Source organism: Mogibacterium timidum ATCC 33093, from assembly GCF_000525775.1.
GTDB classification, from domain to species: Bacteria; Bacillota; Clostridia; order Peptostreptococcales; family Anaerovoracaceae; genus Mogibacterium; species Mogibacterium timidum.
In genome coordinates this window covers 20,435-35,941 of the sequence record NZ_JALU01000027.1, presented here as the reverse complement: position 1 = coordinate 35,941, position 15,507 = coordinate 20,435, and the positions used below count along the sequence as shown (strand labels likewise).

The window sequence follows — 15,507 nt, the reverse complement described above, 5'->3', positions numbered from 1 at the left end:
GATTACACGCAACTAAAGGTATTTTAATCACAATCATTTACAATTTTTTACCCCACTGATAAAATATTTTTAAACATCGTATCTCAAAGCAAGTAGTAACATGAAGCTATAAGCTTTTGAGATATAATTATGTTTAACAAGGAAGTAATTTCTATGAAAAGAATTGCAATATACGGTAAAGGCGGTATCGGTAAGTCGACCACCGTCTCCAACATGTCCGCTGCACTGGCCGGGCAGGGATACACGGTCATGCAGATTGGCTGCGATCCGAAGGCGGATTCAACTATCAGCTTGCGCCGGGGACGTGAACTCACCCCGGTTCTCGATACATATAGAGATAAAGTCAAGGATATTGAACTCGAGGACATGTACACGATCGGATATAACGGAGTAATCTGCGTCGAGGCCGGAGGTCCGACTCCCGGTATCGGGTGCGCGGGTCGCGGGGTAGCAAAAGCCTTGGATTTACTGAAGCAAAGGAACTTCGAACAGGTGCTCCATCCAGATGTAGTCTTCTATGATGTTCTCGGTGACGTAGTCTGCGGCGGATTCTCCATGCCGCTACGCCGGAACTATGCTGACGATGTATATGTGATTTCATCGGGTGAACAGATGGCCATATATGCAGCCATGAATCTCGGCCTTGCGATGGAGAGTTTCAAGCGCCGCGGCCACAACGGACTGTCGGGTATCATCGCCAACAAGCGCAGCGTCCACGGTGAGGACGAGAAGCTGCAGACACTCAGCGAGGATCTCGAGTGTCCGATAGTCGGAGTTATCGAGCACAGTATGGTTGTAAAAAAAGCGTCTGACGACGCACTCACGGTCGCCGAGGCATATCCGAGTGACCCGATGGTGGATGTTTACACGAAGATCGCACTGGATTTAATAAACAGGGAGTAAAAATGCTGATTGATCTACACAAGCCCGATTTAAGCAAGGCACAGGTGCGGCTGGGCGACCTTAACACGCTGACACCGTTCCCGCGCAAGCTCGAATATTCATGTCCCTCACGCGGCGGATGGACGATTGCGCACACGCCGATGATCATACCGGGTTCTCACATGATATATATCGGAGCGTCTGCCTGTCTGCGCGGAGTAGTGCTATCGGCTGCAGAATACGAGGGCCTCGACAGATACTCGATGGTGATGATTGAGGAGAAGGACATCCTCAGCGGTCAGATGGAGGAGCTGTTCATCGAGGGTGTTACAGATATACTGAATAAATTGAAGCACAGGCCAACATGCGTGCTGCCGTTCACCGGCTGCATCCACTACTTTTTGGCTACGGATATCGAATATATCTACGACGAGCTGTCAGCTCGCTTCCCGGATATAGACTTCATATCCGCGCAGATGACGCCAACCATGAAGCTTAACGACCACACTCCTGAAGAGGATATGTGCCGCTCGATGTATCTGTGCATCGAGGAGCAACCGCTAAACGGCAAAGTAGTGAATTTCATCGGTGACAACTTCCCGATCGCCACTACCGGAGACCATATGAAGCTGCTGCATAAGCACGGTTTTCGCACTCATGACCCGGCAGCTATGGATGATTATGCAGAATACAAGGCTATGGGAGAGAGCTTTCTCAACATCTATTCCCTGCCTGTCGCAGCATGGTCGGCGGCATGTCTCGAGGAGAGACTCGGGCAGCAGTTCATCTACATGCCATACACATATATTTATGACGAGATAGACCGTGACATGACCAGGCTTGCAGCTGTGCTGGATGTCGAAGCTCCTGACCTCACCGATATGCGAACAGAGGCTGAAGAATCTCTTACAAATGCACTGTCGATTGTAGGCACTGCCCCGATCGGGATAGATTATATGAGTACACCGCGCTTTCTCAGTCTGGCAAGACTGCTGCTGTCTCACGGCTTCAATGTCACCGAGATTTACGGTGACAGCCTTACCCCGGACAGCATGCCCGACCTGGAGTGGCTGAAGCAGCATTATCCGGACATACCGCTCAAGGCTACACAGGATTTCCGCGCTCGCTTCTACCCTCGAGACGAGGAAGCGGACGGCAAGGTTATCGCTATCGGTCAGAAGGCTGCGTATTTCATGGGTACCGGACATTTTGTAAATATGATTACCAACAACGGTCGGTACGGTTATGATGCTATCAAGAGTTTAGCTGCTGAGCTCATAGACGCATACGAAAACGAGAAGGATACGAAATCCATCATACAGGTCAAGGCTTGGGGGTGCTCGGCATGAAGCAGGTAGCGAGAGTTTTATCTACATATTCGGCAGACCTGTTTGGTGTATGTTCTGTACTGTACGAGCTGGGTGGACTGGTCGTTATGCACGATGCTTCGGGCTGCAATTCAACCTACAACACACACGACGAGCCGCGCTGGTACGACGTGGACAGCATGATATATATCTCGGGTCTAATCGAGAACGATGTCATACTCGGCAACGACGAGAAGCTGATATGCGATGTGGTTGAAGCCGCAAACGAGACTCATCCAAAGTTCATAGCTATCTCGGCAGCTCTCATACCGCTCTTCATGAGCACTGATATGAAGGGAATAGCGCGTATAATCGAGAATCGAACGGGAATTCCGACCTTCGGATTTACAACCAACGCCATGGACACATACGTGCTCGGCGGCAATATGGTCTATGAGGAGCTGCTGGATAGATTCTGCCCTCCACATGCAAAGCTTGAGGAAGATGAAAACAGCTGCGCATCACAAGAATCTGCTGCGCCTGGTGGATCGGCTGCATCGAATGTACCAATTGCACCGCTTGTCCCGGCTGAAACGCCGGCTGCACCTTCAGCTTCGCTCTCTGTCAACCTGCTCGGCATAACTCCGCTTGACTTCTCGGTGGTCGGAAACGTGGAAGCCCTGAATAAGTATTTTGCAGACAGGAACATCCGCGTCAACTGCTGCATGACCATGAGCTGCACGCTCGAGGAGATAGCTCGAGCGCATATAGCTGATGTCAACGTCGTGTGCTCTTCACTCGCGATTTCAGGCGCACACGTGTTGCATAAGAAATACGGTACTCCTGCAGTTCTGGGACTGCCGACCGGGAAGTCTGCCGGCACGGAGCTGGAGCGGCTAATAAGAGCATCGGCTGCGGACAACAGATCAAGAATACTAGGTACAAGCGCGCTCTACGATACACTTCCGTATGAATCTCACAGCAGGAGGTTCGGTGCCCAATATTCGCTAAAGAATAGAACAGACGGAGGAACATGGATTATCGGAGAAGCAGTGAACGCATCCGGCATCCGCTACGCTCTCGAGCATGATCTGGGCGTTCCAGACGTGCATATACTATGCCCTACTCAGCTTGATGCACACGTACTCCGCTCCGGCGATGTGACTGTTCGCGACGAGGCTGATATAGAAGCTGTCCTGAACGGTGCTGCCACTGTGATTGCCGATCCTATATATCGGCGGATTCTGACAAAGGATGAAAACGGCAAGCTGCCACATTTTATAAATATGCCCCACGAAGCATATTCAGGCAGGATGTATAGGAGTCACATACCTGTATTTATAGGAGAGGAATTCACCGATCGGTTAGCCGAGAAGCTATCCGGTGCAGAGGAATTCATCGCTGTCAACGATATCATGAAGGTAAATAAGCCTTATAAGCAGAATAGGAAAGCGCAAGGTGCGGACGAAGCCCTCGAGCTCTAAGGCTCCATATACCCGCTTAAGATGATAGGCCTGTCTCCCCAGCTTTCTTCCTGCTAAACGCCCTCAAAATAGATTTTCAGCTGAGAATAGATCTGTCCTCGGCCATGCCGATGACAGATCTGTTTTTCATGGTATCAATCGTGATATCAATTATGATAAGATACAGCATTTTCAATAGGCTGTCGTACAACGTGAAATAGTCTTGCTTTTTGTGGTCTGTTTTTCTGGCGTAATATCACAATGGATCAAACCGGCAATGGCTGGTTTATTGTGCCAAAACTCGAAAGAAGCAGACCGTTAACGTTGGGATCGTAGATTCTGTCGTTGATGCTCTGCTTTTCCCATGATAAGTGACTGTCACTTTTTATTCAATGCGACAGCCTCATGTATATTAGCTATTTATTAAGTTTTCGCTTACTGATGCGAACATGGGTCTTTCGGCAAATCCACATAAATTACAGAATTTTGACCTTAACTTAAAGTCACATTCATTGTAGTTTAAGTATCTTCCAACTATTGAATCAACAATACCTTTTGCAAAAAGCTCATTTCCTTTGTCAAGTTTATCTCTTAGTTGCTTTATTTCATCATAGTTCACCTTGTCCTTCAAACAGTTTAGCTTTAAGTCTGTCATCAAAAGTTGCGTTGAAATAGAATCATCATTTTCATATGTTTTCTCGACAGCCGGCAGTAGCAACTCGCTACTTAATGATCTTGCAACTTGATGTATCATTGAGCGAGCCATCCCCACCACAATGACATTAATTAGTGTTCTAATGCGATTTTCAATTTCTTCTCGTGATATATTTGATTTATTTTTTACGGAAGATTCATATACAAAGTTAATTAAGTCATCCTTTAGATACTTCATTGTCTCAATAATTGCATTTACTGAACGCATTCCGAGCCTATGCATTTCGTCAATTATCTTTATTTTATTCTGACCACTTATATCAGCAGGATAATTCTGTAAAATTTGTCCAAGTACTTCAATGGTTTTTAATGCTGCAACAATCTCCGCAAAATTCTTATCCTCCTCTGATATCGTATCATCAATGTAGTCTTCTCCCTTGCTTACTTCACCATCGTTCATTCCCATCTTATCCATTTGCTTCAACTCAGCATCTTTATTAGATTCTACATTTTCATTTGATGAAATCTTTTGCGGAATAAAATGTTTTACTGCATCTTTAATTTCGCAAAAAATCGGATTATCTTTTGAGTAGTCGAACTCCTCAAAGTTATCCAATTTTTCATAAGCATTTATCATAACATTATCAATAACACTTTGGTCACTGTTGAAATGACATACGAAAGTTACAACATTTCCGTAAGTCTCATTATGAAGAGTCGAGCTCATATGTTCCATTAGGTTTTGTACTTGCTCATCATTTAAATGATTAGCAATGTACTTTGCTGCAAAATAGTAAAAAAAGTATGGATACTTGAATTTATATCCGTCACCATTACTAAATTCTTCTATCAAAACTTTAGCACGTTGCATTCTATCAATAAACTGTTCAACATGAACATTCGAAAGTATTTTTTCTTCACATAACTTTTTAGAATATGATCCAATGTCCTCCTTTGTAATAGCAGTACGTTTACGATGCAGAATTTCATATGCTACTCCAGATAAAATTTCAGTATCTAAATTATATAACCCAGAATTTGTTTCATATTCAGCAATAGATGCAAGACTTTGATTAATCAATGACTCATAAAGATAACCATACTTACTCACATGAATACTTTGGCTAAAAGCATCCTTGTTTTGTAGTATACCAGTTAGAATAATTGGGTATGCAGGAATAAAAGACGCTCCATTTCCCAAAAAATTATTTACTATACCTTTAGCTTGTTCAATCTTTTCATCTATTGTTTTTTCTGTGTCGGAAACATTATTTAATTTATACCATTTTGATATAAAGTCTTTTCTTTTTTTGTTCCCAAATGGCTTGATTTCATAATAATACAATTCATCGCTTGAATTTATTACCTCTGATTTTAAGAGTGTTGTTATTGCAAAGCTTGATGCCATTAGTATTACAACTGTATCAAATTGATTTGACACACAATCTATCACCTTGCTTCTTCTATTGTTATTATTTTGTATTGAATCAAAATTATCTATAATCAATGTTTTATTCTTTCGTGGAAGCTGTCTGAATTCTTCCAAATAATCACCAGAATATTGTTTTTTATAAGTTTCCTCTATGGTCTTTATGATTGCATTTTCAGTGGATGTTGTAAAGTTTTGACCATAAGCAAGAATGCAACACCTTCCTGCATTCAACTCACTACGAAATAGCTGTTTACTTAATGTTGTTTTACCACTAGTTGATTCACCAACAATTATACTCAACTTATTTTCACACAGCTCTTTAAAATAGTTGTCACTTATTCGTACACTGCCGGATTTTTCATTTTTATAATCACTTTTAATTAAGTCTGGCCAGATGAACAAATCGCTTAAAACAATATTTTCTTTTGCAAAGTGTTTAACATTTATTCCTATGTCATCAATATAATCTAATAATGATTCATTTACTGAATATACGGACCTAATTGCCTTATTGCGTTCAAAGACTCTATCATTATCGTTGATTCTGTTATAAATACGGTTTTCGACCCATTCATAGTCCTTTACATTGTAAGATTTGAAATCATCATCGAATGCAATGATTGAAAAGCCACTTTCGCTTGATTTTGAATTTTGTAGTTCCTTTCCATGATAGTTTATCAGTTCATAAGTTTTCCCAGTTTGAATGTAATTGTCTTTATAATGTTCATGCCCAAACAATACAATATCAGCATTATTTCTAAGATGATCAATAAATGGTGTTTTATAATCTGGGTTTAACCAATTTAATGGATGATGACAAACATATATCACAGCTTCATAGTCATTTAAGTCTATCACTGGGAGAAAAGACTGTGGAATTACAAGTTTACCTGGTTGTTCATGCAACTCAGACATCCATGCAGAATTAACTGAAACAAATAGCACATCATTATTATCAATTGAAATTTCCTTTTCCCAGCAAATTCTATTGTTCATATCATCATAGTACTGCAAAACAAAATCATAAAAATGCTTTTGTTTTGCAATAACATTATTTACATACTCTTGATCAATATCAGTTGGGTTAATATTATTAATAAGAATATCCCTAACAGAACTATTCTCTGAAAAATCGCAATCATGATTACCTGGTGAAATTACAACTTCAACCTTTATATTTTTTTCATTTTCAATATACTGTTTTATATTCTCAAAGAACTTAGTTGCTAGCTTATATTGTTCACATTCACCTGAATATGCTATATCACCAGATACTACAATTACCAAAGTGGATTTGTCTTTCACACAACTGACACATGCTTTTGATATTTCTTCATATCTTTTTAAGATAGTGTCATCAGAATTTTTTATATGTATATCTGATAAATGAATAATAGATAACGATCCCATCTCTGCTTCCTCCATAGTTATAGTTATTATTATACAAGCTGATTATACTTGACTTTTTTTATATAGACAATCTGATCAACTTATATTACTGAATATATATGACACCTTTACAGTATAAAGGTTATAGCATCCGGCTTTTTTATCTCTTCCTTTAGCTTAGCTCTACATGCAGATGGCAGGTTGGGATGAACTGTGCCCGTGTTACGTGTTAAATGAAATTCCAAGCTCAGCGATAGGGCTGTCATATCAATAAAACACAAATACCTCATCGTACGTATCATGAAATGCCGAACTTCTTTTCTCTCTCTACACGTTCCTTCTCCGCTTTCTTATCCATCTTGAATTGCTTTCGGAATTCATCCGGTGAGTCAGGAAGTTTTTTATGTCGGATTTATTGTAAAGCGTGCAAAACCTTCTATGCTTATTATAAGTTTTGCTATTTTTATTCGGATATCCCAACACAAACTGACTTTCCGGGATTATAAAAATCACCATCTTTTCATTAGCATCATCTCCTATTAGTGCGCCTTGCCAATAAAAGTTAATCATTTTCTTTTTAACACCTGCTGTATTTTTAAATTTTACCCTAGCACCCTGAGTTGTTGTTAGCACATAATTCCCGTCTTTTATTTCATATTTACCAATTTATAGAGCTATCTATGCAAGAATGTTTGACACAAAAGACGAACGCAAATCGAGGGGGAATCGAGATGCGATACGGAAACTTAGACATAGAGGGAAAACTCGTCACACTAAGGAACACACTGAAAAACGTGGCAAAATAGTTATTAGCAACAATCTCTCAGAGCGACCTGCCGAGGCGGATAGTCGTTCACGTATTGGGGATTGGGAAGATAATACTGTTGCCGGAAAGAAAAATGGTCCTTGTCTCGTTACACTCGCAGATCGAAAAAGTCGATTTCTTCTATGTATGAAGGCAGAAAAGAAAACTGCCGCTCTTGTGAGTGAGGTTATGATTAAATGCCTCAAAGAGCAGCCATTATTCTCCATTACTCCAGATCGTGGAAAGGAATTCGCAAAGCATGCAGAAACCTCGGTTGCATTGAATAATGTGCAGTTTTACTTTCCACAGCCACATCAGCCCTGGCAACGTGGAACAAACGAAAATACTAACGGCTTAATTCACGAATACTTTCCGAAAGGAACCGATCTTTCAAAGTACAGCGATGAATATATACAAAGCAAAGTGGATGAATTAAACAGACGACCTCGAAAATGCTTAGGCTACCTAACTTCTTATGAGGTTTATTATTCAACCTCGTTGCACTTGACTTGACAATTCAAGATATAAAAGCAGCTACCAGCAAAGCTATTATACTGATAAACGAAATGCTTAACTTTAGTGAAAATTTTTTATTCATCTTTACTATACTTTCTCTCTAAATTTTTTCTGGCGATATTCCACGTCTTTTTCATATTGTTTCATATCCTTTAATTTTGGTGTATCAAATGAATAAATTCATCCAGCTTTTGTTCTACGTCTTTCGTCTTGGAGCTGACCTCGTTCAGGTTTTCTATCGCCTCTCTGCACTGCGCTTTGATCTCAGCCGGGTCTAAATAGAAATATTCACTCATACTGTTCCTTCCCTTCAGAATTATTGCTGCTATTATGATGAGAGTCAGTCGATTGAAAATCCACCCGAGAACCTGTAATGCTATTGATCAGGGATACCTTTGAATGTGCATGATTCTGTTCGCGCCTTCCTCTCAAAATTCCGGAATTACAAGAGCTAACATGAGAGGTAATTCGCACGGATTAACTCTCTTTGTCGCATAATCTTAGAAACACTCATCTTCAGCCAGCGCCAGCACCGCATCCACTGCCCTGTGCCATCTGGCTTTGGCCATGATACGCTCGTCCTCGTCAATTACCGGCATGAATTCCTTGTCTATATCCTGATCCTTGAGCTTGATAATCTCATCAATCGACTTGTAGTACCCGGAAGCCAGCCCTGCCAGATATGACGCTCCCAGCGAGGTCGATTCAATCGATTTGTGACGGATGATGTGAACATCCGAAATATCTGCCTGATTCTGCATCAGGAAGTTGTTAAGGGAAGCACCTCCGTCCACCTTGAGATCGGTGATCTTTCTTCCCAGATCCTGCTCCATAGCCTTTATGAGATCATCGCTCTGGAAAGCGATCGACTCCAGGGTTGCACGCACCACATGCTCCTTCTTGGTCGAACGCTTGATTCCGAGGATTGCCCCTCTCGCGTCCGGTTCCCAGTACGGAGCACCCAGTCCTGTGAATGCAGGTACAACCACGACACCGTCGCTGTCTGAAACCTTGCTCGCCAAGCTCTCCGATATGCTGGATTTCCTGATTATCTGCAGATTATCCCTAAGCCACTGAATAGCAGCACCACAGATGAATACTGAACCCTCGAGCGCATACTTCACCTCACCGTTTAATCCCCAGGCTATGGTCGTAAGCAGACCGCTGCTGCTGTACACAGGTTTATTTCCGGTATTGAGAAGCAGGAAGTTACCGGTTCCGTAAGTGCTCTTGATCTCCCCCTCTTCAAAGCATGCCTCTCCAAACAGCGCCGCCTGCTGGTCACCGGCAGCACCTGTTATCTGAAGTCTGCCGCCGAACAGCTCCGGGATAGTCTCGCCGAAGTCTCCCGCGCATGGTACAGGCTTCGGAAGCATTGTACGAGGAATATCGAGGATTGCAAGTATATCGTCGTCCCAGTCCAAAGTGTTGATATTGAACATCATAGTTCTTGCTGCATTTGAATAATCAGTGAGATGCCAGGCTCCTCCCGTCATCTTCCATATCAGCCAGGTCTCGACCGTTCCAAACAGCAGCTCACCTCGCTCTGCCCGTTCCCTGGCACCCTCGACATTGTCCAAAATCCATTTGAGCTTAGTAGCACTGAAATACGCGTCGATTATGAGCCCGGTCTTTTCCCTGATTAACTCGGAATATTCATGATCTCTCAGCCATTCCGCAGTCTCAGCCGTGCGCCTGCACTGCCACACGATTGCGTTGTAGATAGGTCTGCCGGTCTTCTTGTCCCATACAACCGTCGTCTCACGCTGATTGGTTATACCGATAGAATCGATATCCCTGTACGTGAGACTCGCCTTGAGTAAGGCCTCCTGTGCAACCGCCATCTGCGTCGAATAGATTTCCATAGCGTCATGCTCCACCCATCCGTCATGCGGGAAAATCTGCCTGAACTCCTTTTGCCCGACGCTTATCGCTTTCCCCGTTCTATCATATATAATGCATCTGGCACTAGTCGTTCCCTCGTCGAGAGTCATAATATATTCACCCATCGTAGCCTCCTCTTCTGTTATACAAAAAGCGCCATAATCCCGTTACTTATATCTATCCCCGCTTCCGTGAGCCTCAAACCCTCTCGCGTGATAATCAGCTTGCCGTCCCGTTCGTATCGGCGCACTTCGTCTCTCACATCACTGTAATATTCCCAAAATTCGTCGTAGCTGCCGAGTATATCCGCATACCTGATACCTTCTGATTTCCGCAGCCCCGTAAAAACAGCCTCGGACACGTCGTCATGCTCCGAATTCTCGTGAGCTTCGGCGATAGGTGAAATTCCTTTTGCCACAAGCCGCAGATACTTGTCCATAGAGCTGACATTTACGATACGGCGTCCGCCTATATAAGACGATGCGCCCAAACCCAGCCCGAGGTAAGGAGACATATCCCAGTATTTGAGATTATGCTTGGACTCACGACCGGTCCTGCAAAAGTTCGATATCTCGTAATGCTCATACCCGTGCTGCACAAGGTAATCGCACCCTGCATGATACATCGCGCGGTCGATTTCATCCGGAAGCTCTTCCAGCTCTCCACGTTCAAATTCATCAAAGAACCCGGTACCCTCTTCCAGCTGCAGACTGTAGAACGACACGTGCTCCGGCTTGAGCTCACAGATGGCACTGAGGTCCGTCAATGTAGTTTCCGGAGTGCCGCCCGGAACAGCGAACATCAGGTCGAGATTGATATTGTCGTAGCCGGCTTCTCTCGCGAGCTTGATATCCCTGATGACATCGTCTGAGGTGTGAATGCGTCCCAGCCTCTGCAGTATAGCGTCATTCATGCTCTGCACTCCCATGGATAGCCTGTTCACACCGGCAGCTCTGTATCCCTTGAGACCGTCAGCTGACAGCGTGGCCGGATTGGATTCCATGGTTATCTCCGCTCCATTTTCTATGTTGAGGTTCCGCCTCAGCTCGCGCAGCAGTCTGTCTATCTGTTCCGCACTTAGAAGTGAAGGAGTGCCTCCGCCAAAGAACACGGAGTCAAACGTGCCAAGGCTCTCATCATTGCCATTCGCACTTCTTATTCTGATCTCCCGACACAGGCTGTCTACATAGCTCTCCCGCGCGGCTTCGTCCGATAGGACTGACAGGAAAGCGCAGTAGTTGCACTTTCTCACGCAAAACGGAATATGAACATATATACCTGACTTCTTATTTGTCGTCATCGAACTTCAGAACCTCTGTGAACGCCTCCTGAGGCACCTCGACTCTGCCGAACTGTCTCATGCGCTTCTTGCCTTCCTTCTGCTTTTCGAGCAGCTTCTTCTTACGCGAGATGTCACCTCCGTAGCACTTCGCAATTACGTCCTTGCGGTAAGCTCTGACCGTCTCCCGCGCGATTACCTTCTGCCCGATTGCTGCCTGAATCGGCACCTCAAACTGATGCATAGGGATGAGCTTCTTGAGCTTTGCACATATCGTGCGCCCCTTTGCGTACGCTTCCTCTTCCGGCACAATTGTGCTGAAAGCATCGATAAGTTCTTTGTTGAGCAGGATATCGAGCTTGACCAGCTTGGCAGCCCTGTAATCCTTGAACTCATAGTCCAGCGACGCATAGCCCTTTGTCTTGGATTTGAGCGCATCAAAGAAATCGTATATCACCTCATTGAGCGGAATCTCATAATGCAGCTGCACTCTTGTCTCCGTCAGATATTCCATGTTGACCATGTTGCCGCGTCTGCTCTGGCACAACGTCATAATAGTGCCGACATAGTCCTTAGGCGTCATGATTTCAGCCGAAACGATTGGCTCCTCTATCCTTTGTATCTCCGCCGGATCAGGCAGGTTGGAAGGATTCTGAACCATAATCTCGCTGCCGTCCTTCATAACTACCTTGTATATAACGCTCGGCAGGGTGGTGATGACATTGAGGTCAAATTCCCTCTCAAGTCTCTCGATTATAACGTCCATGTGCAGCAGCCCGAGGAAGCCGCAACGGTATCCGAAGCCGAGGGCCGCGGAATTTTCAGGCTCGAAGTGGAATGCGGCATCGTTGACCTGCAGCTTCTCGAGCGCGTCCTTTACATTTTCATACTTCTCACCATCTGCCGGATACACTCCGCAGTACACCATGGACTGCGCCTTCTTGTATCCCTTGAGCGGATGAGCCGCCTGCGACTTGGTAAGTGTGATGGTATCTCCGACTCTGGCATCGGCAACCTGCTTGATGCTGGCGCACACGTAGCCTACCTCTCCTGCCTTGAGCTCCTTGGCAGGAATCATACTCGGAATACAGTAGCCGACTTCAGTCACCTCGTAGTCCTTGCCGGTGTTCATCATGCGGATGTAATCGCCCTTCTTTACTCTGCCGTCAAATATTCTCGTGTATATCACCACACCCTTGTAGCTGTCGTAATATGAATCGAAGATAAGTCCCTTGAGATTTGCATCCGGATCACCTTCAGGCGGAGGTATAACCTCGACGAGCTTCTCCAGCATATCATCTATGCCCATGCCTGTTTTTGCGGAGATCAGCGGGGCATCCTCGGCGTCAATTCCGATTATCTCTTCTATCTCCTCCTTGGCTTCGTCAGGTCTTGCGCTCTCCAGATCCATCTTGTTGAGAACCGGCAGAATCTCGAGATCCTCGTCGAGGGCGAGATATACGTTACCAAGAGTCTGTGCCTCAACCCCTTGAGTTGCATCTACAACCAGCACCGCACCGTCACAAGCTGCAAGCGAACGCGACACCTCATAGTTGAAATCCACGTGTCCCGGGGTGTCGATGAGATTGAGGATGTATTCCTGCCCATCCTTCGCCCTGTAAGCCAGTCTCGTCGTCTGAAGCTTGATGGTGATCCCCCTCTCCCTCTCGATATCCATATTGTCGAGATACTGTTCCTTCATGTCGCGCGATGCGACGAGTCCGGTCTTCTCAATCAGCCTGTCGGCCAGTGTCGACTTGCCGTGATCTATATGGGCAATAATGCTGAAATTTCTGATATTCTTTAAATATTCCATAACTGTATTGTTGTCCTTTGCTACTTTTCCGACTTATCGGCGCCATCTGCTTTACCTGCAGCTTCGTCTATATATGCTATCAGTTCCTTGCAGGCAAGCATGCTTGCATATACGGTCACCGCCAGCTCAAGTGCCATCCTGGTCGCTGTTTCCCTATCCTTGCATTCTCTGACCTTATCCGCCATCGATGAATACTCGGCATCAACAGTCCTACAGTACTCCTCATAAAAATGCTCCACATCCATGTGATCCATCTCCGACTCGAGCAGCACCCCCGCCTCTTTGACGCTCATCACCTGCTTGAGAAGGCAGATAGCAGTCAGATACCCGATATGTTCACGGTCATACTTCTTGCCATGAGCCCTTGGCAGCAAATCGCTCTTCATATAATTATTAATCATCGCAGGCGTAAGAGATTCATCACCGTCGAACTCAAGTCCGATGTGCTGTCTCTTCATATATCCGATAATCTGATCCATGTATAAGTCAATATCCGGAATCTTATCCCAGTTCTCCGGTCTGGAGTGTTCAAGCCTGTATATAAGTTCCTTAATCCGCTCCGGCATTATCTCACCTCTTTCTAATCTATATGTTTCATTATACTTAATCACGTGCGCAAATAACAGCGTTCATTTGTCAAAAAACTCAGCATCAGCTATTGCAATTTTAACAATTGTTTAATATAATATTGAATATCATATTACAAGGTTTTACAAATCTTCTTCACTGTATTTGAATATTACGAGGAGGTAACAAATGACAGAATTTTGCGTGCTTGGCGATTCAATAGCTAAGGGAATAATATTTGATGAGATCAGACAGAAATATGCTTTGCTAAACGACAACTTCATCGCTCTGTTGCAGAAGGATTTCGGCTCCACCTTCAGAAATTTCGCTTCGTTCGGCGCTACAACCTCAAAGGGAAGTAAGATTCTCGACAAGCGTTACTCCAATATTAAGGATTATAAATACACGTTGATTGAATTTGGAGGAAATGATTGCAATATAAACTGGAACGAGGTGTCCGTATCCCCAAATTGCGAGCATTGTGCCGAAACTCCCCTCAGCGAGTTCAAAGAACAGTATGAGCATATAATCGAAAAGACAATGCTCGCCGGCAGCAGGCCTATACTGCTCACTCTCCCGCCTCTTGACGGAAAGCGTTTCTTCCGCTGGGTATCGCGAGATCTCAACAAGGACAACATAATGAAATATCTCGGAGGGGATATCCTATCCATAGAAAAATGGCAGAGCGACTATAACGATATGGTCATCAGGCTTGCGGACGAATATGGGATACAGTTATTTGATATCAGGAAGCCTTTCCTGGATTTGGGAGATTATAGCGACTATATCTGTGCTGACGGCATGCATCCTAATGCAGCCGGTCACAAGCTGATCGCGAAATTTCTACGAAAGGAATTGGCTGCGCTCGACTAATATATAGAGCGAATCCGATTCACAATTGCGCTTTCAATGCAGCTGCCTCCCTTATCACAGGCAATTTATTTAAAAAGCAGTATCTGCGATGTATTTATTATGTGATTGCCGAGAAACTGCGCTCATGAACTTGAAATTTCAAAGCTTGTGAGATATAATTTCAAGGCGAATTATAACTGTTTATAAGAAAAGTGGGGTAAATAAATGGCAAACATTAAATCCGCAAAGAAGAGAATCAAAACTATTGACAAGAAGACTGCTCGCAACCTGAGAGTTAAGAACCATGTTAGCGAAGCTGAGAAGGCTTTTCTAGCTGCAGTTAACACAGGTGATGTTGCAGAAGCAGAGCAGGCATTTAAGGCTGCTGAGAAGAAGCTGATGCAGGCTGCTGCTAAGGGTACTTATCACAAGAATACCGTTTCCAGAACAGTTTCGAGACTCGCTAAGAGACTTAACAGTCTCAAGGAGAACAACTAATTCTCACCCGTCCCCACAGCACATACATGTGCAGCGTATAAGTTAAAAATACGCCGGAACGAAGGAGTGTCTCCCTTCGTTCTTTTTTTGTTTCAATGTCCCGGCTGCACATCTGCGCCAGTCGCCGCTCGCAGCGGACGCGAATGATGAAAGCAATGATAAA

11 protein-coding genes and 1 pseudogene are annotated in these 15,507 nt (G+C 44.2%); 6 read left to right on the top strand and 6 right to left on the bottom strand.

Annotation, left to right across the window (positions count from 1 at the left end; genetic code table 11):
- Positions 1–153: 153 nt before the first annotated feature.
- The 3 genes from HMPREF0581_RS07400 to HMPREF0581_RS07390 are packed head-to-tail and all read left to right on the top strand — an operon-like array spanning position 154 to position 3,673.
- Positions 154–903 (top strand): nucleotide-binding protein, encoded by a 750-nt coding sequence (locus tag HMPREF0581_RS07400; RefSeq protein WP_036381912.1) that lies wholly within the window; start codon positions 154–156, stop codon positions 901–903.
- 2 nt (positions 904–905) lie between these two features.
- The gene (locus HMPREF0581_RS07395) at positions 906–2,231 is read left to right on the top strand and encodes a nitrogenase component 1 (protein ID WP_009643627.1); all 1,326 of its coding nucleotides are present in this window, start codon (positions 906–908) and stop codon (positions 2,229–2,231) included.
- Positions 2,228–3,673: a nitrogenase component 1 gene (locus HMPREF0581_RS07390; RefSeq protein WP_009643680.1), complete on the top strand. Its 1,446-nt coding sequence runs from the start codon at positions 2,228–2,230 to the stop codon at positions 3,671–3,673. Before HMPREF0581_RS07395 ends, HMPREF0581_RS07390 begins: the two co-directional genes overlap by 4 nt.
- Before the next feature lie 391 nt (positions 3,674–4,064).
- Here the strand turns inward: HMPREF0581_RS07390 and HMPREF0581_RS07385 are convergent, their stop codons facing one another.
- Entirely contained in the window at positions 4,065–7,148 is a 3,084-nt protein-coding gene (locus tag HMPREF0581_RS07385) for a metallophosphoesterase (protein WP_009643658.1), read from the bottom strand.
- Positions 7,149–7,776: 628 nt separating this feature from the next.
- Here HMPREF0581_RS07385 and HMPREF0581_RS07375 point away from each other — a divergent pair.
- Positions 7,777–8,445 (top strand): annotated as a pseudogene (locus tag HMPREF0581_RS07375) (IS30 family transposase); the annotation flags it as partial.
- Positions 8,446–8,600: 155 nt separating this feature from the next.
- Here HMPREF0581_RS07375 and HMPREF0581_RS08795 read toward each other — a convergent pair.
- The 5 genes from HMPREF0581_RS08795 to HMPREF0581_RS08410 form a co-directional block, all read right to left on the bottom strand.
- On the bottom strand, positions 8,601–8,744 hold the full coding sequence (locus HMPREF0581_RS08795) for a hypothetical protein (protein ID WP_009643620.1): 144 nt from the start codon (positions 8,742–8,744) through the stop codon (positions 8,601–8,603).
- A 204-nt stretch (positions 8,745–8,948) separates the two neighbouring features.
- A complete protein-coding gene (gene glpK, locus HMPREF0581_RS07370; protein WP_009643662.1) occupies positions 8,949–10,457 on the bottom strand; it encodes a glycerol kinase GlpK in 1,509 nt (502 codons plus the stop codon).
- A gap of 17 nt (positions 10,458–10,474) precedes the next feature.
- Positions 10,475–11,632: a radical SAM family heme chaperone HemW gene (hemW, locus tag HMPREF0581_RS07365; protein WP_009643642.1), complete on the bottom strand. Its 1,158-nt coding sequence runs from the start codon at positions 11,630–11,632 to the stop codon at positions 10,475–10,477.
- Positions 11,619–13,427: a translation elongation factor 4 gene (gene lepA, locus HMPREF0581_RS07360; RefSeq protein ID WP_009643603.1), complete on the bottom strand. Its 1,809-nt coding sequence runs from the start codon at positions 13,425–13,427 to the stop codon at positions 11,619–11,621. Before lepA ends, hemW begins: the two co-directional genes overlap by 14 nt.
- A 20-nt stretch (positions 13,428–13,447) precedes the next feature.
- Entirely contained in the window at positions 13,448–13,993 is a 546-nt protein-coding gene (locus HMPREF0581_RS08410; RefSeq protein ID WP_009643657.1) for a DUF1836 domain-containing protein, read from the bottom strand.
- A gap of 190 nt (positions 13,994–14,183) precedes the next feature.
- On the opposite strand from HMPREF0581_RS08410, the gene HMPREF0581_RS07350 reads away from it, so the two are divergent.
- Both HMPREF0581_RS07350 and rpsT read left to right on the top strand, forming a co-directional pair.
- Entirely contained in the window at positions 14,184–14,867 is a 684-nt protein-coding gene (locus tag HMPREF0581_RS07350; RefSeq protein ID WP_009643694.1) for an SGNH/GDSL hydrolase family protein, read from the top strand.
- A 204-nt stretch (positions 14,868–15,071) separates the two neighbouring features.
- Positions 15,072–15,344 carry a 30S ribosomal protein S20 gene (gene rpsT / locus HMPREF0581_RS07345; RefSeq protein ID WP_009643602.1) on the top strand — a complete coding sequence of 91 codons (273 nt, stop codon included), beginning with the start codon at positions 15,072–15,074 and terminating at the stop codon, positions 15,342–15,344.
- Positions 15,345–15,507 lie beyond the last annotated feature (163 nt).